Below are 23,880 nucleotides of genomic sequence, written 5' to 3' on the forward strand. Positions count from 1 at the left end.
AGATCAAGTCGATCAATGCCTCACGCGCAGCACGCGGGAACGGCTTGGTCATCAACACTCCTTCAGGAAGCGTTGCTTAGACCATATGAATCCGCGTCGCGCTGAGGGTGAGATCTCGTGCGGAGTAACCCGCGCCGGGGAGCCTCAGGCGCGGGCGAGGAACGCCAGCAGGTCCTGCCGCGTGACCACGCCGACGGGCTTGCCGTCCTCGTGGACCAGCAGCGCGTCGGCGGACTCCAGGAGGCGGACGGCGCTGGTCGCCTCCTCCGCGGCACCGATGGTGGGCAGCGGGGCGGACATGTGGTCCTCGACCTGGTCGGTCAGCGAGGCGTGGCCGGCGAACAGCGCGTCGAGCAGGGCCCGCTCGGAGACCGACCCCGCGACCTCGGCGGCCACGATCGGAGGCTCCGCGCGCACCACGGGCATCTGCGAGACGCCGTACTCCTGCAGGATCGCCACGGCCTCGGCGATCGTCTCGCCGGGGTGGGTGTGCACGAGGTCGGGCAGCCGGCCGGACTTGCCGCGCAGCACCTCGCCGACGGTGGTCTCGGTGGTCGTGCCGGTCGGGAAGCCGTACTGCGCCAGCCAGTCGTCGTTGAAGATCTTCGTGAGGTAGCCGCGTCCGGAGTCGGGCAGCAGCACCACGATCACCGCGTCGGTGCGCCCCTCGGCCGCCAGCTCGTGCGCCAGCTGCTTCGCGGCGTACGCCGCCATGCCGGCCGATCCGCCGACCAGCAGCGCCTCCTCGCGCGCCAGGCGGCGGGTGAAGGAGAACGCGTCGGCGTCGGAGACCTCGATGACCCGGTCGGCGACGCCGCGGTCGTAGGTGTCGGGCCAGAAGTCCTCGCCGACGCCCTCGACGAGGTAGGGCCGACCGGTCCCGCCGGAGTAGACCGAGCCGGCGGGGGCGGCGCCGACCACCTGGATGTCCGGGTTCTGCTCCTTGAGGTAGCGGCCGACGCCGGAGATCGTGCCGCCGGTGCCCATGCCGGTGACGAAGTGCGTGATGCGCCCCTCGGTCTGCTCCCAGATCTCCGGGCCGGTGGTCTCGTAGTGCGAGCGCGGGTTGTTCGGGTTGGAGTACTGGTCGGGCTTCCAGGCGCCGGGCTGGGAGGCCAGCCGGTCCGAGACGTTGTAGTAGGAGTCCGGGTGCTCGGGCGCGACGGCGGTCGGGCACACCACGACCTCGGCGCCGTAGGCGCGCAGCACGTTGCGCTTGTCCTCGCTGACCTTGTCGGGGCACACGAAGACGCACTTGTAGCCCTTGGCCTGCGCCACCATCGCCAGGCCGACACCGGTGTTGCCGGAGGTGGGCTCGACGATGATGCCGCCGGGCTGCAGCTCGCCGGAGGCCTCGGCGGCCTCGATCATCCGGGTGGCGATGCGGTCCTTCACCGAGCCGCCGGGGTTGAGGTACTCCACCTTCGCGAGCACCATCGGCCCCTCCTCGCCCTGCCCCAGCGGGGCGTCGAGCGTGCGGCTGAGCCGCAGCAGCGGGGTGTGGCCGATCAGGTCCAGGAGCGAGTCGACGTACTGCACGCGCCCAACCTATGCCCACATGCTGGACAGGGCGAAAGGGCGGGCGGAGCGCGCCGGCGACGTGACGACCCGCACCCCGGGGCAGCGGTCCCGACGGGTGGTCCGCCGGGGGTGGACGCGGTCCCTAGAGTGGGGCCCGTGGGTAAGGCAGCAGCAGCACGCAAGCTCGCCTCGGCGGCGGCGTACGGCGGAGGCGGGCTCTCCGTGCTCGGCGCCGGTCTCTACGGCGTGCTGACGGCCGAGGCCAAGCTGGCCCGCAAGACCATCGGCCCGATGATCGAGCACCCGCCGCCGGACTCCACCGGCTGGTACGGACGCGGCCGTCCCGCCCCTGCGGTGCGCATCGCGCTGCTCGGCGACTCCTCCGCGGCCGGGTACGGCGTGGAGCGGGTCGAGCAGACCCCCGGAGCGGTCTTGGCCAGCGGCGTGGCCGAGCACGCCGACCGTCGGGTCTACCTGCGCGACTTCGCCGTGGTCGGCGCCCGCTCCTCCGACCTCGAGGACCAGATCACCCGGGCCCTGCCGATGCACCCCGACGTGGCGGTGATCCTCATCGGCGCCAACGACGTCACGCACGTGATGCCGCCGTCGACCTCGGTGCGTCACCTCGCCGAGGGTGTGCGCCGGCTCAAGGAGGCGGGCGTCGCGGTCGTGGTCGGCACCTGTCCCGACCTCGGCACCATCAAGCCGATCGCCCCTCCGCTCAAGCAGGTCGCCCGCGCGTGGTCGCGCCGGCTCGCGGCCGCCCAGACCATCGCGGTCATCGAGGAGGGCGGCCGGACCGTCTCGCTCGGCTCGATCCTCGGGCCGGAGTTCGCGGCCGCGCCGGCGCTGCTGTTCGGGCCCGACCAGTTCCACCCCTCCGCCGAGGGCTACCGCTCGCTCGCGGGCGTGATGGTCCCCTCGGTCCTGGCCGCCGTCGGCGTCATCGAGCCGGACGAGAAGTCGCTGGAGTCCCTGCGCGGCGAGGGTGTCCTGCCCATCTCCGACGCCGCGATCCGCGCCGTCCAGGTGCCCGGCACCGAGCTGGACGGTACCGAGGTCGGCGGCTCCCGCCGCGGCGTGCGGGGGCTGTGGGTCGAGCTGCGGCACCGCCGCCGTCGCCCCGACTCCGCCGAGGAGACCCCGGACGAGAGCGACGAGCAGGCCACCGACGACGTGGAGAGCGCCGAGGCGTCCGAGGAGCCGGCCGAACCGCTCGACGACTGAGCCGCCTCCGGGGATGCGGTCGATGGGCACCAGCTGGCAGTCGTGCCCCTGAGCGGGCGCTATGGCGCCCGCTCAGGGGCACGACTCGCGATCCAGCGCGCACGAAGGCCCCCGGCTGACGCCGGGGGCCTTCGTGGTGGATCAGGGGCGGAGGCTGCTGGACAGCTCACCGGGTCTCGACACGCGGGTCGCGACTCGCTCGACCACCATCATCGAGTCCGCTGACGCGTCCTCGATCAGTCCTGGCTGAAGTAGGCCAGGATGCGCAGCAGGTTGGTGTAGATCCAGACCAGCGAGACGGTCATCGCGAACGCCGCGGTCCACGACTCGCGCTCGGGGGCGCCGTAGCGGATGCCCTGCTCGACGAAGTCGAAGTCCATGATCAGCATGAACACACCGAGCACCAGGCCGGCCACCGCGGTGATCATGCCGAGGCCGGAGACGCCGAACAGGCCGATCTGGGCGCCGAACAGGCCCAGGACGAGCTCCATCAGCGACAGGCCGATCATGCCGAACACCGCGGCGATGACGAACCGGCGGAACTTGTCGCCGACCTGGATGTTGAGCACCTTGTAGGCGGCCAGGGTGCCGGCGAAGGCGGCGAAGGTGCCGATGACGGCGCCCTGCACGACGCCGGGGTAGGCGACGTTGAAGATCATGGAGATCGCGCCGAGGGCCACGCCCTCGAGGGCGGCGAAGGCCAGCACGAGGGCCGGGCTGACGACCTTCTTGAACGCGTTGACCATCGACAGCACGAAGGCGCCGAGGGCGCCGAAGGTCGCGACCGCGCCGACGGTGCCGATGGCCGACTCGGCGGAGGTCTCGTTGATCTCCGGGAGCAGCGACCAGGTCGCGAAGGCGGTCACGATGACGACGCCCAGCGTGATCGCGGTCTTCTGGACCACCGAGTCGATGGTCATGGGGGCGCTGGGCGCCTGCGGGGCGGGCGCATAGACCGTGCCCTGGGGGTCACCGGGGGTCCCGACGCCCCACTGCGAGGGGTCAGAACCGTAGCCGGAGTTGCCGTAGGACTGGTTGCCGTGGGCGTTGCTTCCGCTGAACGCCTCGGACCGGCGGAACACCGGGTTGTTGCTCTGCATGGTTGGTCTCTCCTTGGAGGCCGACAGGGGCCGCCGGTGTGGCGGCCTACAGGGGATGTACCCACCTTAGGGGGTCTCGACTCGTACAACGCTCCAGCGTCCCCGGACGTTCCCGCCCCGGGCTCCCCCGTGCGAGAGCGCCGAACCGGCTCGACCTTCCGAACGACGTGCACGGACGGTCGAGCCGGTTCGGCCGGATCCGTGGGTGCCCCCGGCGGGATTCGAACCCGCAACACAGCGCTTTTAAGGCGCCTTCCTCTGCCGGTTGGGACACGGGGGCCCGTTCCTGGTTGGACGGACGTCCGTCCGAGCGAAGGCTATGCGCTGGTGGACGGACGTCCGTCCACCAGGACCCACCGGTGGGGTGGACGGACGTCCGTCCACCCCACAGAGCCTCTACAGGTAGGTCTGGCGCGCGTAGATCGCGTGCGCCCCGGCGACCCGGTCGACGAAGAGCAGACCCTGGCAGTGGTCGATCTCGTGCTGGAGGCAGCGGGCCTCGAAGGCGTTGGCCGACAGCTCGACCTCCTCCCCCGAGCCGGGCAGCTGACCGCGCACGACCAACCGGGAGGCGCGCTTCACGTCGCCGGTGAGGTCGGGGACGCTCATGCAGCCCTCGCGGGCCTTCTCGTTGCGGCTGGAGGAGACGACCTCGGCGTTGCACAGCACGAAGGTGCCGTGGTGGTCGCGGGTCTTGGGGTGCTCGGAGACGTCGACGCAGAACATCTGGGCCCCGACGCCCACCTGGGGCGCCGCGAGGCCCACGCAGCCGGGGCTGACCCGCATCGTGGCGACCAGGTCGGCGGCGAGCTGCACCGACTCCGCCGACGTCGGGTCGACGGCCTCACCCACGGTCGACAGGACCGTCGCGGGGGCGCGCACGACGTCGAGGACCCGGCCCTCGACGCCGAGGTCGGCCTCGGACCAGGCGAGGACCTGTGCGTTGAGGCCCTCGGGAGCGGGCTGGTTCACAGCTCGTCGGCCTCCGCGGGCCGCAGGGTCGCGCCGACCCCGAGCTCGGCCGCCGCCTCCCGGATCGCCGCGGTGACGGCGTCGACGTCGGCCCCGGCGGGCAGGTCGATCTCGGCGACGACGAGGTAGAGATCACCGGCCAGCCGGGTGGTGAGGTCGGTGATGTTGCCCCCGGCGTCGGCCACCCGGCCGACCACCGAGGAGACGATGCCGGGGCGGTCGCCGCCGTGCACGGTCAGCACCCAGGACGAGCCGCGGGCCGATGCACCGGACTCCTGGGGCACCTCCCGGACGGTCACCGTGAGCGTCCCGTCGTCGGTCAGCGGCGCCAGCGCGGACTCGATCTCCGCGGCAGGGGTGTCGCCGGCGCAGAGCAGCATCATCGCGAAGTGCCCGCGCAGCAGCGTCATGGTGGAGTCCTCGAGGTTGAGCCCGAGGCCGGCCAGCCGACCGGTGGTCTCGGCGATGATGCCGGGCCGGTCGTGGCCGAGGACGGTGACGGCGTGGAGGGTGCTCACGCGGGCATTGTCGCAAGGGTCGCCGCGCGGCCGAGCACCTCGTCCAGCATCGGCGCCGTGAGCCGCCCCGTCGCGGTGTTGTGCTGGCTGGGGTGGTAGCAGCCGAGCAGTGTCCGCTCGCCCAACGTGACCTCGGCGCCGTGGCCGAAGCGCGGTCGGGGACGCGGGATCTCGACCCCGCCGCGCGCGAGCATCCCGAGCGCCGCCGCCCAGCCGAACGCCCCCAGGGTCACCACCACCTCGACGTACGGCGCGACCAGCGCCCACTCCCGGTCCAGCCAGGTCGCGCACCGGTCCCGCTCGTCGGGGGTCGGCTTGTTCTGCGGCGGGGCGCAGCGCACCGCCGCGGCCAGCCGCAGGCCGTGCAGTCGCTGCCCGTCCCCCGCGCGGGTGCTGGTCGGGAGGGCGGCCAGCCCCACCCGGTGCAGCGAGGCGAACAACCAGTCGCCGGAGGGGTCACCGGTGAAGATGCGGCCGGTGCGGTTGGCACCGTGGGCTGCCGGCGCCAGCCCGACCACGAGGATCCGCGGCTGCGGCTCGCCCCAGCCGGGGATCGGGCGGCCCCAGTACTCCTCGTCGCGGAAGGCGGCCCGCTTCTCGCGGGCCACCTGCTCGCGCCAGGCGACCAGCCGCGGGCAGGCCCGGCAGTCGACGATCTCCTCGTCGAGAACCGCCAGGGCCTGGACCGTCGAACCGGATGCGCTCAGGGCGTCGCCTGCTGGGTGAAGCCGCCCACCCCCTGGGCGGCGTCCTGGACCTTCTCCTTCGCGGTGGCCACCGCGGCCTCGGTCTGCGCCCGGGCCTGCTCGGCCGCCTTGTCCGTGGCCGACTGGACCCGCGGGTCCCGGGCGACGCGCTGGGCCCCGGCCTTGATCTGCTCGTAGCGCTCGCGACCGGCGCGAGCGCCCAGGACGTAGCCCACACCGAGACCGGTGATCAGGGACAGCTTGCTCATCGTGCTCCTCCTCGTGGGTTCGGAGCCCCTACCCTTCCCCGGGGTCGCTCGGCACAGTCCACCCCATGTGGTGAGCCGCGAGGGCCCGACCTCAGCCCTCCCGCAGCGACCAGGCGATCCCGTCGAGGATGTCCGCCTCGCTCACGACCAGCTCGGAGACCCGCGAGCGCGCCAGCACCCGGGAGAGCACGAGCGCGCCGGCGGCGATCACGTCGGCCCGGCCGGGGTGCAGCCACGCCATCTCGGCCCGCTCGGCGGCGGTCGAGCCGACCAGCCGGTCGCTGACCGTGCCCGCGACACCGACCAGCGTCACGGCTGCACCCGGGTCGACCGGGCACGCGTCGAGGGCCGACTCGACGTCGGCCACGCAGGCGGCGACCTCGTCGGCCGAGGGCGGGTCGGACCGCAGGTGCCGCTCGGTCATCCGGACCGAGCCGATGTCCATGGAGTGCGCGACGTCGGGGGTCGCCCCGGACCCGAGCACCAGCTCGGTGGAGCCACCGCCGATGTCGAGCACCACCACCGGGCCGGCCAGCCCGGGCAGCCCCCGGGTCGCGCCGGCCCAGGCGAGCGCGGCCTCCTCGTCGCCGCTGACCACCTCGGGGGCGACCCCGAGCCGGGCCCGGACCCCGGCGGCGAACTCCTCGGCGTTCGCCGCGTCGCGGGTCGCCGAGGTCGCGCAGAAGCGGATCCGGTCGACCCCGTGGCGCGCGACGAGGGCGGCGTACTCCTCGACCGCGGCGAAGGTGCGCTCCAGCGCCTCCTCGGCCAGCCGGCCGGTCCGGTCGACGTCCTGGCCGAGCCGCACGATGCGCATCTCGCGCTCGAGGTCGGCACCGTCCTCGTCGAGGACGAGCAGCTTGATGGTGTTGGTGCCGCAGTCGATCGCCGCTACACGCACGGGCTGTCCACGCACGGGCCGGATCTCCACCACTCGCCGAGCTCGTCGAGCACCTCGTCACCGAGCGGGTTGACGCCGCGGCCCATCGCCAGCGACTGGCCGGCCAGGACGTGCAGGCACTTCACGCGGTCGGGCATGCCGCCCGCGGAGATGCCCTCGATCTCGGGGACGTCGAGGCCGTGCTCGGCCGCGATCTCCGCGCGGGCCGCGAGGTACCGCTCGTGGGCGGCGGCGTAGGCGGCGGCGAGCTCGGGGTCCTCGGCCAACCGCTCCTGCATCCGCTTCATGACCCCCGACCCCTCGAGCGTGCCGATCCGCGAGGCGGCGCGCGGGCAGGTGAGGTAGTAGGTCGTGGGGAACGGCGTGCCGTTGGGCAGCCGCGGCTGGGTGGCCACCACGTCGGGGTTGCCGCAGGGGCAGCGGTGCCCGACGCCGTGGACGCCCCGGGACTCCCGGCCCAGCTGCGCCTCGACGGCGGCGGCATCGGCCGGGGTGAAGGGCTCGGTCATTCAGGTGCTCCGTCGGTGCCGGGGTCGATCTCGGTCAGGGGCGGGGTGCCGTCGTCGGCGGGCGGACGCCCGGCCAGCACGACCGACGCCCAGGCGTCCTCCCAGAAGGCCGGCTCCTCCTGGTCGCCCACCTCGTCGGGGTCGGCGAGCTCGGAGCCGGCCTCCAGCGGCTCGCCGTCCTCGTCGAGCACGACGTAGGAGGTCTCGCCCGGCATGACGTAGCCGAGCTCGCGCGCCTCCTGCTGCACGTACGCAGGGTCCTGCCAGCGCCGCATCTCCCGCTCGAGGTCGGCGATCGCGCTCTCGCGCTGCTCGATCTCGGCCCGCAGGGCATCGAGCTCGCTGCGCTGCTGGAGGTAGGCCCGCGCCGAGGAGGCGTAGGAGACCAGCAGCACCGCGAGGACCGCCACCAGGATCGTGGCGCGGCTGGTCAGCCGGGGGCGACGCCGCGGGGTCGGCGCGCTGGCCACGGGACGCGCGGGGCGCCCCGGGGCCGGGCGCGAAGGACGGCCCGGGCCGGTGCGGCCCCGCGGCCCCGAGGCGCGCGAGGACGATCGGTTCGAGGCCATGCTCCTAGCGTGACTCAGGAGGTGTAGCGCGGGAACGCCGACACACCGGCGTACCGCGCCGCATCGCCGAGCTCGTCCTCGATGCGCAGCAGCTGGTTGTACTTCGCGACGCGCTCGGAACGGGCCGGGGCACCGGTCTTGATCTGGCCGCAGTTGGTGGCGACGGCCAGGTCGGCGATGGTGGTGTCCTCGGTCTCGCCGGAGCGGTGGCTCATCATGCAGCGGTAGCCGTTGCGGTGCGCGAGGTCGACGGAGTCGAGCGTCTCGGTGAGCGAGCCGATCTGGTTGACCTTCACCAGCAGGGCGTTGGCCTGGCCGCCGGTGATGCCGCGCTGCAGGCGCTCGACGTTGGTGACGAACAGGTCGTCGCCCACCAGCTGGGTGCGCGAGCCGAGCTGCTCGGTGATGGTGCGCCAGCCGTCCCAGTCGTCCTCGTCGAGCGGGTCCTCGATCGAGACGATCGGGTAGGCGTCCACGAGGCCGGCGTAGTAGGCGGTCATCTCCGCGGCGGTCTTCTGCTGGCCCTCGAAGGTGTAGGAGCCATCGGTGCAGAACTCGGTGGCCGCGACGTCGAGCGCGAGCACGACGTCCTTGCCCAGCTCGTAGCCGGCCTTGTCGATCGCCTCCGCGATCAGGTCGAGCGCGGCGCGGTTGGACTCCAGGTCGGGGGCGAAACCGCCCTCGTCACCGACACCGGTGGCCAGGCCGCGGGACTTCAGCACCGACTTCAGCGCGTGGTAGACCTCCGCACCCGAGCGCAGCGCCTCGCGGAAGGAAGGCGCACCGATCGGGGCGATCATGAACTCCTGGATGTCGACGTTGGTGTCCGCGTGCGCACCGCCGTTGAGGATGTTCATCATCGGCACCGGCAGCACGTGGGCGTTGGGGCCGCCGACGTAGCGGTAGAGCGGCAGGCCGGCGGAGTCCGCGGCCGCGCGGGCCACGGCCAGCGAGACGCCGAGGATGGCGTTGGCGCCGATCTCGGCCTTGTTGGGGGTGCCGTCGGCGTCGAGCATCGCCTGGTCGACCAGGCGCTGGTCGTCGGCGTCGAGGCCCTCCACGGCCGGGCCGAGCCTCTGGATCACCGCGTCGACGGCCTTGCCGACGCCCTTGCCGACGTAGCGGTCGCCGCCGTCACGCAGCTCCACGGCCTCGAAGGCGCCGGTCGAGGCGCCCGAGGGCACCGCGGCCCGGGCGAAGGTGCCGTCGTCGAGGACGACCTCGACCTCGACGGTGGGGTTGCCGCGGGAGTCGAGGATCTCGCGGGCGCCGACTGCTTCGATGGATGCCACGGTGCTTCTCCTGGGATGTCCGGGTGGGATGCCGGTCGTGATGGCCGGTGGGGGCGGGCGCGTACGTCGGCCCGACGACGGTCCACGAGCCTATTGCCTCCGCCGCCGGCGTGCCGACCCACCCGTCGGTTCGTCCGCCCGTCACCTGACCGGCCACCCACCCGGTCACCCACCCGTCTGTTCACCGGCTGCTCCCCGGACCGACACGACCCCGTCGCCACGCGTGGGTTGGGTTCCGGGGGCGGTGCAGCCCCTCGGCCCCTCGGAGCCGGCTGGGACCGGCCCGCCTCCCCCACCCACCACGAAAGGCAGCGGCATGTCCTTGCAGCACACCACCGGGGTCCCTCGCGGACCGCGGCTCCGAGGCGGGCTCGCGCTCACCGCGGTCGGCGCCCTGGCCCTCTCCGGCCTGGCGCTGGGCACGGTGACCAGCACCGCCCAGACCAGCGGCCAGACCAGCAGCAGGACCGGCACCCTCGCGGAGCCCGCGGACACCGCGGTCGAGCGGTTCGGCCGGCTGGCGACGTACCCGGTCCACCTCAACGTCCCCGAGGGCGTGGACCCCCTCGACGAGACCGTTGCGGAGATCTCCGCAGTCAGCGAGGACGGCGAGACGGTGGTCTACACCGACGCCGCGGGCAAGCGGATCGGCTTCCTCGACATCAGCGACCCCTCCGCCCCCGAGGGCCTGGGCACGCTGGACCTCAGCGAGCTCGGTGACGCCGAGGACGAGCCGACCTCGGTCGCCGTCGTCGGCGACCACGTGCTCGTGGTCGTCAACACCTCCCCGAGCTACACCGAGCCCTCGGGCCGCGTCGACGTCGTCGACCTCGGGACCCGCGAGCTCGTCGCCTCCCACGACCTCGGCGGCCAGCCGGACTCGATCGCGGTGAGCCCCTCGGGCGAGTACGCCGCGATCGCGATGGAGAACGAGCGCGACGAGGACGCCCTGCCCGATGGTGCCGGCGACCACGCGGACGAGGGCGACCTGCCGCAGGCCCCCGCCGGCTTCGTGCAGGTGCTCGAGCTCGACGGCGCCCCCGCCACCTGGACCCCTGACCCGCTGCTGCTGCCGGTCGAGGACCTGGCGGGCATGGACACCCCCGAGGACCCCGAGCCGGAGTACGTCGACATCAACGCCGACGACGAGCTCGTTGTGAGCCTGCAGGAGAACAACGGCCTGGTCGTCGTCGACCTGCCCACCCGCGAGATCACCAGCGCCTTCAGCGCCGGCAACGTCGTGCTCGAGGGCGTGGACACCACCGACGACGGCGTCTTCAACGCCACCGACACCATCGACGTCCCGCGCGAGCCCGACGCCGTGCACTGGGTCGGCGACGGTCTGGTCGCCACCGCCAACGAGGGCGACTGGAAGGGCGGCAGCCGCGGCTGGACGGTCTTCGAGGCCGCGACCGGCGAGGTCGTCTGGGACGCCGGCACCTCCGTCGAGGACCTGGTGCTCTCCGTCGGCAGCTTCAACGACGGCCGCGCCGACAACAAGGGCGCCGAGCCCGAGGGCCTGACCTACGCCGCGTACGACGGCGTCCCCTACGCCTTCGTCGGATCCGAGCGCAGCAACCTGGTCGCGGTCTACGACATGACCGACCCGACCGAGCCCGCGCTCACCCAGGTGCTGCCCACCACCAACGGCCCCGAGGGGCTGCTGCCCATCCCCTCGCGCGACCTGCTGGTCGTCTCCAGCGAGGTCGACGAGTCCGACGTGGGCGTGCGTGCCAGCGTCGCGCTCTTCGAGCTCGGCACCGACGGGGTCGTCTGGCCCGACATCGTCTCGGTCCCCGCACCCGGCGAGGACCGGCCGATCGGCTGGGGCGCGCTCGGCGCGTTGTCCGGTGACCAGCACGACCCGAAGGGCCTGTGGAGCGCCAGCGACTCGGCGTACTCCCCCGCCCGGATCTACCACCTCGACGTCTCCGCGGTCCCGGCCGTGCTGGACGACGTCATCGAGGTGACCGACGGCGGCGAGCCCGTCGACCTCGACATCGAGGGCATCGCCGAGCGCACGCAGGGCGGATTCTGGCTGGCCTCCGAGGGCGCGACCGGCCCGGAGAACGCGCTGGTCCGCACCGACGCCGACGGTGTCGTCGTCGAGACCGTCACCCTGCCCCCCGAGGTCGCCGCCGGCCTCGGCAAGTGGGGCCTCGAGGGGGTGGCCGTGCGCGGCTCCGGCGCCTCGGAGACGGTGTACGTCGCCCTGCAGCGCCCGCTGACCGGCGAGGACAGCGCCCGGATCGGTCGCTACGACGTGGCCGCTGCCGCGTGGACCTGGTTCGCCTACCCGATGGAGACCACCAGCACCGAGGGCGACTGGATCGGCCTGTCGGAGATCACCGTCATCGACCAGGACACCGTGGCCGTCATCGAGCGCGACAAGCTGATGGGCCCGGCCGCCGCGGTGAAGCGGATCTACACCGTCGACCTGCCCGCCGGCAGCACCGACGAGGTCACCCCGGTGACCAAGACGCTCGCCGTCGACCTGCTCCCGGCGATGACCGGGCGCAACGGCTGGACCCAGGAGAAGCTCGAGGGCCTCGCGGTCGCCACCAGGGGGAGCGTGTACACCGTCACCGACAACGACGGGGTCGACGACGCCTCCGGCGAGACCCAGCTCTTCGACCTCGGGCGGCTCTCCTCGGTGTTCGCCGAGGACGTCGCCACGAGCACGAAGCTCAAGGTCGAGGGCAGGAGCCGACGGGCGGGTCAGGCGTTCCGCGTGGTCGTCGTCGTGAAGCCCGCGCCGCAGGGCGGTCGGGTGGTCGTCGAGGTGGACGGTCAGAAGGTGGACGGTCAGAAGGTCGCCTCGACGCGCGTGGACGGCCGCACCACGCCGCTGCGGGTGCGCATCAAGGGCACCGGCAGGCACACCCTGGCCGCGACCTACACCGGCAACGGCCTCGCGGCCGGGTCGACCTCGAAGACCGTGACGGTCAAGGTCAAGAAGGCGAAGGACCAGAAGAAGAGGTGAGCCGGCGGCGGACGGCGTCGCGGAGCTCCTGCTCCGGGTCGACGCCGTCCGCCCTCGCCTCCACCACGAGCGCCAGCAGGCGCTCGCCCAACGCGTCGGCGTCCGGCTCGACGTGCACCGGCCGGCCGGCTCGCGCCAGCCGGTCGACCAGCTTGTCGGCGTACAACAGGGCGGGCAGCGTCGAAGGGATTCCGTCGGCGGGATCGGTCCGCTCGGACTTCTCCCGGGCCTTGATCGCCTCCCACGCCTCGTTGACCGCGGCCGCGTCCCGGGGCTCCTCGTCGGCCACCCCGGTCGCGGCGCCGGCCTCGGCACCGGTCTCGGCCCCGAACACGTGCGGGTTGCGGCGCACCATCTTCTCGGTGATGCCCCGGGCGACGTCGTCGATGTCGAAGGCGTCGCGCTCGGCGGCGACGGCGGCGTGGAAGTAGACCTGCAGCAGCAGGTCGCCGAGCTCCTCGCGCAGGTGGTTGGGTTCCGGCTCGGGGTCGCCCGACTCGACCGCCTCGACGGTCTCGTAGGCCTCCTCGAGGAGGTAGCGCAGCAACGAGCGGTGCGTCTGCTCGCGCTTCCACGGGCACTCGGCCCGCAGCCGCGCCATCACCCCGCGCAGCTCCAGGAGCGGCTCCTGCGCGGTCACGGGCTCAGCCCTGGTTGGGGTTGCCCGGGTTCTCGAGCGGGATCGGCATGGTTGGCTCGGGCTCGGTCTCGACGACCTCGGGGGCGCAGCCCTGGCTGCTGGGCAGGTCGGCCACCAACGCGGTGATCTCGGCCTGGGCCCCGACGTCGCCCTGCTGCGCGCGGGCGCGCAGCTCGTCGACCTCGGCGCGCAGCGAGGAGGCCTCGGAGACGGCCACCGAGAGGTCGGAGGTGGTGGAGACCGACGCCGAGGTCGCGAAGTCGACCTGGTCGAAGCGCGGGTTCACGTCGAGGTCGTGCTCGGCCTGCCACTGCTCCAGGTAGGCCTGGTACGCCGGCCCCGGCTGCACCAGCTCCTCCTCGCTCAGCGTGGGGTCGACGATCTCGGAGACGACCGAGGTCAGGAAGCTGCTGGCGGCGAAGACCGTGACGGCGTCGTTCTGCTCGTCGCCGGGCAGCCCGAAGCTGATGCGCGCCTGCTTCTCGGCCTCGCGGCGCAGCTCGTCGACGGGCAGGCCGTTCTCGGCGCCGATCGCCTCGGCGACCTCGGTGACGACCAGCTGCTGCACGACGATGCCGCGCAGCTCGGCGCCGGTGAAGCCGCCGGCCAGGAGCTCCTGCGAGCCCTGGAGCACCTCGCAGGTGGCCTCGGTCGCGTCGTCGACGTCGGAGAGCGAGATCTCCTCCCCCTCGACCACCGCGGCCGTGCCGGGACGCACCTCGGCGTCGGCGATCCCGCACCCGCTCAGGGCGCCGGTGGCGAGCACCGCGACCGTGGCGAGACCGAGGAGAGGACGGGAGAGACGCACGGGGACTCCTAGCGGGGCGTGTGTGACCTGCATCGCCCATTGAACCAGCCGCTTCCCCGACCTCTCGCACCGCCCGCCGAACCGGCGCAACCTTCCGGAAGGACGCGCCGGCTCGGCGCGAAGGACCGTCAGGAGGCGGCGGGCGGGTCGATCACCTGGTCGATGACGCCCTTGGCCCACTCCAGCAGCGCGATGCCGTCCAGCGGCTTGCCGCCGATCACGGCCGTCTGCGGACGCGGGACCAGGATGGTGTCGGTCTGCGGCTTGACCAGCGACTTGGGGTACATCCGCTGCAGGCGCACGACCCGGGAGTCGGGCAGCGAGACCGGCGCGAAGCGGACGTTCTTGCCCGCGATCGTGACCTCGCCGATGCCGGCGGCCCGCGCCCGCGCTCGGAACCGCGCCACGAGCAGCAGCGACACCACGACGATCGGCAGGTCGCCGTACCGGTCCTTCAGCTCCTCCTCGATGGCGTCGACGTCCTCGTCGGAGCGCACCTCGGCCAGCCGCTTGTAGATCTCCAGGCGCAGCCGCTCGGAGCCGATGTAGTCGTGCGGCAGGTGCGCGTCGACCGGCAGCTCGATGCGGACCTCGGAGAGCTCCTCGGCACCGTCGCCCTTGAATTCCGCGACCGCCTCGCCGACCAGGCGGACGTAGAGGTCGAAGCCGACGTCGGCGATGTGCCCGGACTGCTCCCCGCCCAGCAGGTTGCCGGCACCGCGGATCTCGAGGTCCTTCATCGCGATCGCCATGCCGCCGCCGAGGTCGGAGTGCTGGGCCAGGGTGGCGAGCCGCTCGTGGGCGGTCTCGGTGAGGGGCTTCTCGCCCGGGTAGAGGAAGTAGGCGTACGCGCGCTCGCGCGAGCGCCCCACACGACCTCGCAGCTGGTGCAGCTGGGAGAGGCCGAGGGTGTCGGCGCGCTCGATGATCATCGTGTTGGCGTTGGACACGTCGAGACCGGACTCCACCAGCGTCGTGCACACGAGCACGTCGAAGCGCTTCTCCCAGAAGTCGACCATGACCTGCTCGAGCTGCTTCTCGTTCATCTGCCCGTGCGCGGTGGCGACCCGGGCCTCGGGCACCAGCTCGCGGATGCGTGCGGCCGCCTTCTCGATCGACTGCACCCGGTTGTGGATGTAGAAGACCTGGCCCTCGCGCAGCAGCTCGCGGCGTACGGCGGCGACGACCTGTCGGTCCTCGTAGGCGCCGACGTAGGTGAGCACCGGGTGCCGCTCCTCGGGCGGCGTGGTGATCGTCGACATCTCCCGGATGCCGGTGATCGCCATCTCCAGGGTGCGCGGGATCGGCGTGGCCGACATCGACAGCACGTCGACGGCGGTGCGCATCCGCTTGAGCTGCTCCTTGTGCTCGACGCCGAAGCGCTGCTCCTCGTCGACGATGATCAGCCCGAGGTCCTTGAAGCGGATGTCGGGGTTGAGCAGCCGGTGGGTGCCGACGACGATGTCGACGCTGCCCTCGGCCATGCCCCGCATGACCTCGGCCGCCTCCTTGTCGGTCTGGAAGCGGCTGAGCCCCTTGAGCACCACGGGGAAGCCGGTCATCCGCTCGGCGAAGGTCGAGAGGTGCTGGGTGACCAGCAGCGTCGTCGGCACCAGCACCGCGACCTGCTTGCCGTCCTGGACGGCCTTGAACGCCGCCCGCACCGCGATCTCGGTCTTGCCGTAGCCGACGTCGCCGCAGACCAGGCGGTCCATCGGGACCACCTGGCGCATGTCGGACTTCACCTCGTCGACCGTGGAGAGCTGGTCGGGCGTCTCCTGGAACGGGAAGGCGTCCTCCAGCTCGCGCTGCCACGGGGTGTCGGGCCCGAAGGCGTGGCCCTTGGTGGCCTGACGGGCCGCGTAGAGCTTGATCAGCTCCGCCGCGATCTCGCGCACCGCCTTGCGGGCGCGGCTCTTGCGCTTGGCCCAGTCGCCGCCGCCGAGCCGGTCCAGGCTCGGCTGCTCGCCGCCGACGTAGCGGGTGACCTGGTCCAGCGCGTCGGCCGGCACGTAGAGGCGGTCCGGCGGGGCGCCGCGCTTGGACGCGCCGTACTCCAGGACGAGGTACTCCCGGGTGGCGCCACCGACGACCCGCTGCTTCATCTCGATGAATCGCCCCACGCCGTGCTGCTCGTGGACGACGTAGTCGCCGGGCTTGAGCTCCAGCGGGTCGATCTGGCGCTTGCGGCGGGCCGGCATCTTGCGCATGTCGCGCGTGGAGGACTTCTGGCCGCTGATGTCCTCACCGGTCAGCAGCACCAACTTGTTGGTCTCGTCGACGAAGCCCTGGGTCAGCGCACCGCAGGTGACGGTGACGACGCCGACCTGCCACAGGCCCTCCCCGCCGTCCGGCTCGACGAGCCGGGCGGGGACCTCGGCCTCCGACAACGCCTCGACCATCCGCTGTGCCGGGCCGTGTCCGGGGTGGACGACCACCACGCGGTAGCCGTCGGAGCGCCACGAGTCGAGGTCCTTCATCGCCCGCGCGACGTCGCCGCGGTAGGCGTCGACCGGCCCCGCGGCCAGCGCGCGCGTCGCGACGGCGCCCACGGTGACGTCCACGTCGACGTGGACGACCTGGCCGGTCTCGTCGCGCACGACCTGCTCGCTGTCACCAGCGGCGCCGGGGTCGAGCCCGAACGGGCTGACGGTCCACCACGGCCGACCCTTGTCGAGGCTGTGCTCGCGCACGTCCGCGAGGGTCCGGTACGACGCCGCGCCGAGGTCGATGGGGGCGGACCCGCCGCTCGCGGCAGCCGCCCAGGAGGCACCGAGGAACTCCTCGCTGGTGGCCACCAGGTCGTGCGCCCTCGCGCGCACCCGCTCGGGATCGAGCACGAGCACGTGGGTGTCGGCCGGCATCAGGTCGACGAGCAGCTCCATCTCGTCGACGAGGACCGGGGCGAGGGACTCCATGCCCTCGACCGCGATGCCCTGGCTGATCTTGTCGGTCAGCTCCAGCAGCTGGGGATGGCTGGCCCCGAGCTCGGCGGCACGGCGGCGTACGTCCTCGGTGAGGAGCAGCTCGCGGCACGGCGGGGCCCACAGGCGCTCGACCGGCTCGAGGGTGCGCTGGTCGGCGACCGAGAAGGCGCGGATCTCCTCCACGTCGTCGCCCCACAGCTCCACGCGCAGCGGGTGCTCCTCGGTGGGCGGGAAGACGTCGACGATGCCGCCGCGCACGGCGAACTCACCGCGCTTCTCGACCAGGTCGACGCGGGTGTAGGCGGCGTCGGAGAGGCGACGCGTGAGGTCGTCGAGCGGCGCGGTGTCGCCGGCGCTCAGCTCGACCGGCTCCAGGTCGCCCAGGCCCTTGACCTGCGGCTGGAGCACGGAGCGGACCGGCGCGACGACGACGTCGATCGGACCGTTGACGCTCCCGCTGGTCGAGCTCGTCGAGACCCCCGGGTGCAGCAGCCGCCGCAGCACCGCGAGCCGGCGACCGACGGTGTCGCTGCGGGGGCTGAGCCGCTCGTGGGGCAGCGTCTCCCAGCTGGGGTAGTAGGCCACCCGGTCGGGGTCCATCAGGTCGCCGAGGTGGGCGACGAGGTCCTCGGCTTCGCGGGCCGTGGCGGTCACCGCGAGCACCGTGCGCCCGGCGCGCACCAGGCCGGCGGTGACGAAGGGCCGCAGCGCCTCGGGGCCGGTGAGGTCCAGGGCTCGCACCCGGCCCTCCCGGGCGTCCTCGAGGGCGGCGGCGAGGGTCGGGTCGTCGAGGACGGGGCCCAGCAGGTCGGTGGGCGGATCGGCGGGGTGGTGGCTGGTCATCTCACTCCTGGGGCACAGCACGAGAGCCCCCTGTCGTGGGACGACGGGGGGTGCGGGCCCGATCCTACGGTCGGTCCCCGAATGCGGCCTCACGCAGGCGGGCGAGGGCGGGGTCGGACTCGGCCGAGGCCCGGCCGTCGGCCACGATCGCGTCGAGCCGGTCGCGGCGGGCCCGCAGGTGGTCGACGTACGCCTCCCACTCCCGCACGTGGGTGCGGTGCACGGCACGCACCTGCACGTCCTCGCAGACCGCCAGTGCGGCGTCGATGGGAGGGCGGGCCCGCCACGGCGGCGAGGACCAGCGCCCGGCGGCCCACCTCCAGACCGTGCGTCAGCCCAGGCCGCGGAAGGACAGCGCGTGCCAGCGCGGCCCGACCGGCGTGATCTCGACGCGCCGCGGGTCGAACGCGGCACCGGGGTCGGCACCGTCGACGTCGCGCACGATGCGGATCTCCAGCCGCGACTCCGAGAGCCCCTCGGCGAGGTCCTCGCCCCACTCCACGACGGTGACCGCGTCCTCCAGGGAGGTGTCGAGGTCGAGGTCGTCGAGCTCCTCCAGGCCGTCCAGGCGGTAGGCGTCGACGTGGACGAGCTCGGGCCCGCCCACCCGCGAGGGGTGCACGCGCGCGATCACGAACGTCGGCGAGGTGACGTGGCCGCGGACGCCGAGACCAGCGCCGAGGCCCTGGGTGAAGGTCGTCTTGCCGGCGCCGAGGTCGCCGGTCAGCACGATCAGGTCGCCCTTGGTGAGCTGGCCGGCCAGGGAGCGGCCGATCCCGCGCATCGCGTCGGCGGTCGGCGCCTGGAAGACCGCGGTGCGCAGCGGCCGGCGCATCTCCACCAGCGGGGAGTCGCGCAGGATCTCGCGGAAGCCCTGGCGGTCCCAGAAGCGGATCGTCTTGGGCAGCTCCTCGCGGGCCACCACGGTGAGGTCGTCGGTGCCGGTGCCGGACTCGAGCACCGCGTCGACGGCCGCGTCGATGAGCGCGCCGGCGATCCCGTGGCCCTGGTGGCCCGGGACCACCCCGAAGCGGCGCAGGTAGGTGGTGGAGCCGATGGGGTCGAGGATCAGCGTCCCCACCGGCTCACCGTCCAGCTCGGCGAGCAGCCCCCCGCCGGCCGCGAGCTTCTCGGCGATGGTCTCCTCGGTCTCCAGCAGCGCGTCCGGCTTGGGGTCCATGGCCGGCCGGGCACCGAACGCGGCCTGCACTACGTGCAGCACGTCGGCGGCGGCCTCCGGCCCCACGCGGCGTACGGCGACCTTCGACTCGGGTCGGGTGTCGGTCACCGGCGTCCCACCCGCTCGGTCGACGCGGCCAGCAGCTGGTCGAGCGCGGCGTTGACTTGCTCGTGCCGCTCCATGATCACCATGTGGCCGGCTCCCTCGGCCTCCACGAGCACGGAGCCCTCGATGCGGCTGTGCAGCTTGCGGCTGTGCCCGATCGACGTCAGCCGGTCGGCCGTGCCGCACACGATCGTGGTGGGCACCCGACCCAGCGCCTCGACGGCGTGGAACTTGTCGAGGCCGTGCAGGCTGGGGAAGAACTCTGCCAGCACCTCGAACGGTGTGCGGCTGAGCATCGAGTCGACGAACCGGACGTAGGAGGCGGGCACCTCGTCCCCGAAGGCGAAGACGTCGGTGAACACCTCGGCGACCGTCGCGCCGAGCCGGCGCAGGACGTCGACCCCGCGGTGCCCACGACGCATCCCGCGGATCGCGCGGGCGGTGAGGTCGCCGCCGAGCTTGGCCGGGCCGATCGGCAGCAGCATGCGCCCGATGTCGAGGCCGCCGGCGGTGGTCGAGAGCAGCCCGACGCCGACGATCCGGTCGCCGAAGAGCTCCGGCCGCTGCTCGGCCAGCGCGACGATGCTCATCCCGCCCATCGAGTGCCCGACGACCACGACGGGGGTGTCGGGGGCGAGCTCCTCGATGACCTGCTCGAGGTCGAGGCCGAGCTGGTCGATGGTGGCGTGGTGGTGGTCGGAGCGGCCGGAGCGGCCGTGGGAGCGCTGGTCGTAGAAGACCGTGCGGACCAGGCCGCGGTAGCCGGCGCGCTGGAAGTGCCAGCAGTCCAGGGTGAGGGCGTAGCCGTGCACGAAGACGACGGTCACCGCGGTCTCGGCATCGGGGTCCGAGGGCTCGTCGACCTCGCAGTGCAGGGGCACCCCGTCGGGGGTGACGACCATGTGCGGCGCCGAGCGCAGCGAGCCCAACGGGGTGGCGTCTCCGGCACCGCGGCGGGCGGCGATGCCGCGGCGACGGCGCGCGACCTCGACGCCGGCCCCGATCGCGAGCGCACCCGCGGCGGCACCGGCCCAGCGCCACACCGTGCTCCTGGTCCTGCTCACTGGTCCTCCTGGCCCACCCATCGGCGGCCGAAGCGCCCACCGATGCGGGTCACGATCTCGTAGCTGATGGTCCCGCAGGCCTCGGCCCACTCCTGGGCGGTCGGGTGCGGGGCGGCACCGAAGAGTACGACCTGGTCACCGACCGCGCCCTGACCGTCCGGCAGCTCGACGACGACCTGGTCCATGCAGACCCGGCCGCGCAGCGGGCAGTGCTTGCCCCCGACGTCGAGCACCGCCCGGTTGCCCGCGTGCCGCGGGACCCCGTCGCCGTAGCCCACGGGCACCAGCCCCAGCGTGGTCGGCCGGTCGGCGACCCAGGTGTGGCCGTAGGACACGCCCGCCCCCGTCGGCACCTGCTTGACCAGCGCCAGCGCGGCGCGGGCGGTCATCGCCGGCCGCAGCCCGAGGTCGGGGGTGTGGCCCGGCGCCGGGTCCAGGCCGTACGCCGCCAGCCCGACCCGCACGAGGTCGAACCGGCTCGCGGGGCTCAGGATCGCCGCCGCGGAGTTGGCCAGGTGGCGCACCTCGGGCTCCAGCCCGTGCTCGCCCGCGACGGCCAGTGCGTCCTCGAAGGCCTGCAGCTGGGCGGCGTTGGCCGGGTGGTCGGGCTCGTCGCTGCACGCGAAGTGCGACCAGACGCCGGTCACCCGCCAGGTGCCGGCCCGCTCCCCCGCGCGGGCCCGCTCGACCAACCCCGCCCAGTCCTCGGGCGGGCAGCCGTTCCGAGACAGGCCGGTGTCGATCTTGAGCTGGAGCCGCGCGGGCGTGCCTGAGCGTCGTACGGCCTCGGCGACGGCGTCGAGGTGCTCGATGCTGTGGGCGGTGACGTCGATGCCGGCCGCGACCGCGTCGGTCAGACGCTCCTCGCCCGGGACGAAGAGCCAGGTCAGGATGCGGCCGGTGTCACCGGCCTCGCGCAGCGCCAGCGCCTCCTCGAGCGCGGCGGCGCCGAGCCACTGCGCGCCCGCCGCACGGGCGGCCCGCGCGACCGGCAGCATCCCGTGGCCGTAGGCGTCGGCCTTCACCACCACCATGAGCGGGGTGCCGGTGTGGGCGGCGAGGGCGCGCACGTTGGCGCGGACCGCCGCCAGGTCGACGACGATCTCCGCGCGCACCACCGGGTCCGAGGACATCGCGCCCATCTTCCCATCCCACCCCGGTGGGCGAGGCCGCCGGTGGTCGAGGCGCCCTCCGGTGGTCGAGCGAGCTGCGGAGCGCTAGCGACGAGCGTGGCGGCGGCACCGTGCAGCCAGGACCCGACGCTCGCGGCGTCCCAGGGGTCGAGCCCGGTGGCCAGCACCGCCCCCATCACCCCGCCGAGCACGTCACCGGCGCCGGCGGTGCCGAGCCAGGGGGTGCCGGTGGTGGTGACCCGGGTCCGGCCATCGGGGCGGGTGACCAGCGTGTGCCGGCCCTTCAGCGCGACCACGCACCCGAACCTCTCCGCCGCCACCTGGGCGTGGTGCAGCTGCCGTGCCTCGACCTCGCTGCGCTCCACGCCGAGCAGAGCGGCGAGCTCGCCCGCGTGCGGGGTGAGCACGAGGTCGTCGCGGGTCTCACCGTCGAGCACGGCCTCCAGGTGCTTCAGCGCGTCGGCATCGACCACGGTCGGGACGCCGTCGGCCAGCGCGGCCGCCAGCTCGTCCCCCGCAGCGTCGCCACCGCCGGAGCCGACCACCCAGGCCTGCACCCGCCCGGCGCCGACGACCTCGGGGTGCTGCTCGCGCACGCGGTCGGCCACGGCCGAGTCGCCGACGTAGCGCACCATCCCCGCCAGGCCGCAGGAGGCACCGGCGACGGAGAGCAGCCCGGCGCCCGGGTACGTCGCGCTGCCGGCCCGGACCCCGACGACCCCACGGGTGTACTTGTGGTCGTCCGGCCCGGGCACCTGCAGCAGCCGCGCGACGTCGGCCGGCTGCAGGCTCTCGACGGGCGCGTCAGGGAGACCCTCGGCGCCGTCGAGCCCGATGTCGACCAGCTGCACCGCGCCGCACGCCTGGGCGGCGGGGTCCACCAGGTGGCAGGGCTTGTGGGTGCCGAAGGTGACGGTCAGGTCGGCCCGAACGTGCGGCTCCGGGGTCTCACCGGAGTCCACGTCCACGCCGCTGGGCGTGTCCACCGCGACGACCGGCACGCCCTCGAGCAGGGCCAGCGAACTGCTGGCCGCGTCCTTCAGCCCGGGTCGACCGCCGATGCCCACGACCCCGTCGACCACCACGTCCGGCCGCTCGCGCAGTCGCCGGGGCTCGCCGATCCGGCCACCGGCCGCCCGCCGCCGTTGTCCCCCGAGCCCACCAGCAACACCACCCGGCGGCCGTACGTGGACCCCAGCCAGTCCGCGACCGCCCCGGCCAGCCCGTGGGCCGCCCGCTGCATCAGCGTCCCCTCGGGGAGCCGCGCCATCAGCTCGGCCTCCGCCGCCCGCACCTGCTCGACCGTGTGCGCCCGCCTCATGCGTCGACCCTAGATGGGTCGTGCCCCTGAGCGGGCGCCCTGGCGCCCGCTCAGGGGCACGACTCGGTCCTGTGGAGAGCGGTCAGCATGCCCAGCCGTTTGCAGGCAGGGTCCAGGCATGCGCACTCCCGACGAACCGTGGCGGACGCTCGCGGCCGCACAGCACGGCATGCTGTGCCGTCGCCAGCTCGCCGAGCTCGGCGTGGGCCGGAACCGCGTGCGCAACCAGATCGAGGCCGGTCGATGGGTAGCCGCCTCCCCCATGGTCGTGTCGACCACCACCGGCCCGCTCTCCCGCGACCAGCTCCGCTGGCTGGGCGTTCTCCACGCGGGGCCGCGTGCGTTGCTCGGCGATCTCTCGGCTGCCGAGGTCCACGGGCTCGAGCGCTGGCACCGCGACGAGATCACGGTGCTGGTGCCCCAGGACGTGGAGCTGGAAGGCGAGATCGAGGGCATCGACTTCAAGCGGACCCGGCGACCACTCCCGCTGATGACGTCACGCCTCTCCCTGCCGACCATGAAGCTGGAGCCCGCGATCCTGCACTTCGCCGCCTACCAGCACTCACCACGCACCGCCCAGGGTGTCGTCAGCGCGGCGGTCCAGCAGCGCTTGACCTCGGCTGCTGCGCTGCGCGAGTGGGTCCGTCTGATGCGGCCGCTCCGGTGGGCGCAGATGTTCCGCGACTGCCTCGACGAGATCGAGGGCGGGGCCACGTCGATGGCCGAGCTCGACATCCGGCGCCTGTGCAAGCGGCACCGGCTCGCGCGCCCTGCTCGGCAGGTGCGACGACGCGGCGCGGACGGGCGCACGAGATACACCGACTGCGAGTGGACCACGGCGAGCGGCCACGTCGTCGTCCTGGAGATCGACGGGGGCTTCCACATGGAGGTGGAGCACTGGGAGGAGGACATGGCTCGGGAGCGGAGCCTGGCCGGCCAGGACCGCATCCACCTGCGCTGCACCTCCCGGGAGCTGCGCGACGAGCCAGACCGGGTCGCCGCGGACCTGATCCGGCTGGGGGTGCCCCGGGCTGGGGTCGTGCCCCTCAGCGGGCGCGCACCTCGAAGCGCGGGCGCCCGGTGGACTCCGAGACGATCTCGGCGTCGTGCCACGACATCCCCACCGGGGCGCCGAGGGCCTTGGCGAGCGCCTCCTTGGCGGCGAAGCGGGCGGCCAGCGACGCCAGCGGGCGCGTCGCCTCGTCGGGGGTGAACAGCCGCTCGCGCAGCCCGGGTGTGCGCTCCAGGGAGACCCCGAAGCGCTCGATGTCGCAGACGTCGATGCCGACGCCGATCACGGCCATGCCGTCCC

21 protein-coding genes, 1 tRNA gene and 1 pseudogene are annotated in these 23,880 nt (G+C 73.4%); 2 read left to right on the forward strand and 21 right to left on the reverse strand.

Going from position 1 to position 23,880, the window contains the following annotated elements:
• Positions 1–144: 144 nt before the first annotated feature.
• Positions 145–1,539 carry a cystathionine beta-synthase gene (locus A6R01_RS13840; protein WP_292606868.1) on the reverse strand — a complete coding sequence of 465 codons (1,395 nt, stop codon included), beginning with the start codon at positions 1,537–1,539 and terminating at the stop codon, positions 145–147.
• 138 nt (positions 1,540–1,677) lie between these two features.
• Here A6R01_RS13840 and A6R01_RS13845 point away from each other — a divergent pair, with 138 nt between their 5' ends.
• On the forward strand, positions 1,678–2,748 hold the full coding sequence (locus A6R01_RS13845) for an SGNH/GDSL hydrolase family protein (RefSeq protein WP_292606870.1): 1,071 nt from the start codon (positions 1,678–1,680) through the stop codon (positions 2,746–2,748).
• Between the two features lie 236 nt (positions 2,749–2,984).
• Here A6R01_RS13845 and A6R01_RS13850 read toward each other — a convergent pair whose 3' ends face one another.
• From A6R01_RS13850 to eno, 10 genes are all read right to left on the reverse strand, one after another.
• Complete coding sequence (locus A6R01_RS13850) at positions 2,985–3,848, reverse strand: Bax inhibitor-1/YccA family protein (protein WP_292606874.1); 864 nt, start codon at positions 3,846–3,848, stop codon at positions 2,985–2,987.
• Between the two features lie 206 nt (positions 3,849–4,054).
• Positions 4,055–4,128 (reverse strand) — tRNA-Leu (locus A6R01_RS13855).
• Positions 4,129–4,244: 116 nt separating this feature from the next.
• Positions 4,245–4,820: a peptide deformylase gene (gene def, locus A6R01_RS13860; RefSeq protein ID WP_292606876.1), complete on the reverse strand. Its 576-nt coding sequence runs from the start codon at positions 4,818–4,820 to the stop codon at positions 4,245–4,247.
• Positions 4,817–5,338, reverse strand: coding sequence for an ACT domain-containing protein (locus A6R01_RS13865; protein ID WP_292606879.1), 522 nt, complete (start codon positions 5,336–5,338; stop codon positions 4,817–4,819). The genes def and A6R01_RS13865 overlap by 4 nt, the downstream gene beginning before the upstream one ends.
• Complete coding sequence (locus A6R01_RS13870; protein WP_292606880.1) at positions 5,335–5,946, reverse strand: uracil-DNA glycosylase; 612 nt, start codon at positions 5,944–5,946, stop codon at positions 5,335–5,337. Before A6R01_RS13870 ends, A6R01_RS13865 begins: the two co-directional genes overlap by 4 nt.
• Before the next feature lie 95 nt (positions 5,947–6,041).
• Positions 6,042–6,293 (reverse strand): hypothetical protein, encoded by a 252-nt coding sequence (locus A6R01_RS13875; protein WP_292606885.1) that lies wholly within the window; start codon positions 6,291–6,293, stop codon positions 6,042–6,044.
• A 91-nt stretch (positions 6,294–6,384) separates the two neighbouring features.
• Positions 6,385–7,209, reverse strand: coding sequence for an exopolyphosphatase (locus A6R01_RS13880; protein ID WP_292606888.1), 825 nt, complete (start codon positions 7,207–7,209; stop codon positions 6,385–6,387).
• Positions 7,185–7,703: a DUF501 domain-containing protein gene (locus A6R01_RS13885; protein WP_292606890.1), complete on the reverse strand. Its 519-nt coding sequence runs from the start codon at positions 7,701–7,703 to the stop codon at positions 7,185–7,187. The genes A6R01_RS13880 and A6R01_RS13885 overlap by 25 nt, the downstream gene beginning before the upstream one ends.
• Positions 7,700–8,272 carry a septum formation initiator family protein gene (locus A6R01_RS13890; RefSeq protein WP_292606893.1) on the reverse strand — a complete coding sequence of 191 codons (573 nt, stop codon included), beginning with the start codon at positions 8,270–8,272 and terminating at the stop codon, positions 7,700–7,702. Before A6R01_RS13890 ends, A6R01_RS13885 begins: the two co-directional genes overlap by 4 nt.
• 14 nt (positions 8,273–8,286) lie before the next feature.
• Positions 8,287–9,564, reverse strand: a complete 1,278-nt coding sequence (gene eno / locus A6R01_RS13895) for a phosphopyruvate hydratase (RefSeq protein WP_292606895.1) — start codon at positions 9,562–9,564, stop codon at positions 8,287–8,289.
• A 316-nt stretch (positions 9,565–9,880) separates the two neighbouring features.
• Between eno and A6R01_RS13900 the strand changes: the two genes are divergently transcribed.
• On the forward strand, positions 9,881–12,547 hold the full coding sequence (locus tag A6R01_RS13900; protein ID WP_292606897.1) for an esterase-like activity of phytase family protein: 2,667 nt from the start codon (positions 9,881–9,883) through the stop codon (positions 12,545–12,547).
• Here A6R01_RS13900 and A6R01_RS13905 read toward each other — a convergent pair.
• The 10 genes and pseudogenes from A6R01_RS13905 to A6R01_RS13950 all read right to left on the reverse strand — a co-directional run.
• A complete protein-coding gene (locus tag A6R01_RS13905; RefSeq protein WP_292606899.1) occupies positions 12,516–13,187 on the reverse strand; it encodes a MazG family protein in 672 nt (223 codons plus the stop codon). The two genes, A6R01_RS13900 and A6R01_RS13905, sit on opposite strands and share 32 nt — an antisense overlap.
• A gap of 4 nt (positions 13,188–13,191) precedes the next feature.
• Positions 13,192–13,995, reverse strand: coding sequence for a hypothetical protein (locus A6R01_RS13910; protein ID WP_292606901.1), 804 nt, complete (start codon positions 13,993–13,995; stop codon positions 13,192–13,194).
• Between the two features lie 128 nt (positions 13,996–14,123).
• A complete protein-coding gene (gene mfd, locus A6R01_RS13915) occupies positions 14,124–17,765 on the reverse strand; it encodes a transcription-repair coupling factor (RefSeq protein ID WP_292606903.1) in 3,642 nt (1,213 codons plus the stop codon).
• Between the two features lie 64 nt (positions 17,766–17,829).
• Complete coding sequence (locus A6R01_RS13920) at positions 17,830–17,997, reverse strand: hypothetical protein (RefSeq protein ID WP_292606906.1); 168 nt, start codon at positions 17,995–17,997, stop codon at positions 17,830–17,832.
• A gap of 99 nt (positions 17,998–18,096) precedes the next feature.
• Positions 18,097–19,053, reverse strand: a complete 957-nt coding sequence (gene tsaE / locus A6R01_RS13925) for a tRNA (adenosine(37)-N6)-threonylcarbamoyltransferase complex ATPase subunit type 1 TsaE (protein WP_292606908.1) — start codon at positions 19,051–19,053, stop codon at positions 18,097–18,099.
• Positions 19,050–20,114, reverse strand: a complete 1,065-nt coding sequence (locus A6R01_RS13930) for an alpha/beta hydrolase (RefSeq protein WP_292606912.1) — start codon at positions 20,112–20,114, stop codon at positions 19,050–19,052. Before A6R01_RS13930 ends, tsaE begins: the two co-directional genes overlap by 4 nt.
• Positions 20,111–21,247 (reverse strand): alanine racemase, encoded by a 1,137-nt coding sequence (alr, locus tag A6R01_RS13935; RefSeq protein ID WP_292606914.1) that lies wholly within the window; start codon positions 21,245–21,247, stop codon positions 20,111–20,113. Before alr ends, A6R01_RS13930 begins: the two co-directional genes overlap by 4 nt.
• Positions 21,136–22,332: a bifunctional ADP-dependent NAD(P)H-hydrate dehydratase/NAD(P)H-hydrate epimerase gene (locus A6R01_RS13940; RefSeq protein WP_292606917.1), complete on the reverse strand. Its 1,197-nt coding sequence runs from the start codon at positions 22,330–22,332 to the stop codon at positions 21,136–21,138. Before A6R01_RS13940 ends, alr begins: the two co-directional genes overlap by 112 nt.
• Entirely contained in the window at positions 22,287–22,568 is a 282-nt protein-coding gene (locus A6R01_RS13945) for a hypothetical protein (protein ID WP_292606919.1), read from the reverse strand. Before A6R01_RS13945 ends, A6R01_RS13940 begins: the two co-directional genes overlap by 46 nt.
• Positions 22,569–23,623: 1,055 nt before the next feature.
• Positions 23,624–23,872: pseudogene (locus tag A6R01_RS13950) on the reverse strand (holo-ACP synthase); the annotation flags it as partial.
• Positions 23,873–23,880 lie beyond the last annotated feature (8 nt).

The sequence above is a fragment of the Nocardioides sp. REDSEA-S30_B4 genome (assembly GCF_001627265.1).
In the GTDB taxonomy this organism is placed as follows: domain Bacteria; phylum Actinomycetota; class Actinomycetes; order Propionibacteriales; family Nocardioidaceae; genus Nocardioides.

Bases quoted from the DNA above. Each gene is read 5' to 3' on its own strand.
- A6R01_RS13850 (WP_292606874.1), bottom strand. From the start codon at position 3,848: ATGCAGAGCAACAACCCGGTGTTCCGCCGGTCCGAGGCGTTCAGCGGA.
- A6R01_RS13875 (WP_292606885.1), bottom strand. From the start codon at position 6,293: ATGAGCAAGCTGTCCCTGATCACCGGTCTCGGTGTGGGCTACGTCCTG.
- A6R01_RS13885 (WP_292606890.1), bottom strand. From the start codon at position 7,703: ATGACCGAGCCCTTCACCCCGGCCGATGCCGCCGCCGTCGAGGCGCAG.
- A6R01_RS13890 (WP_292606893.1), bottom strand. From the start codon at position 8,272: ATGGCCTCGAACCGATCGTCCTCGCGCGCCTCGGGGCCGCGGGGCCGC.
- A6R01_RS13900 (WP_292606897.1), top strand. From the start codon at position 9,881: ATGTCCTTGCAGCACACCACCGGGGTCCCTCGCGGACCGCGGCTCCGA.
- mfd (WP_292606903.1), bottom strand. From the start codon at position 17,765: ATGACCAGCCACCACCCCGCCGATCCGCCCACCGACCTGCTGGGCCCC.
- alr (WP_292606914.1), bottom strand. From the start codon at position 21,247: ATGTCCTCGGACCCGGTGGTGCGCGCGGAGATCGTCGTCGACCTGGCG.
- A6R01_RS13945 (WP_292606919.1), bottom strand. From the start codon at position 22,568: ATGAGGCGGGCGCACACGGTCGAGCAGGTGCGGGCGGCGGAGGCCGAG.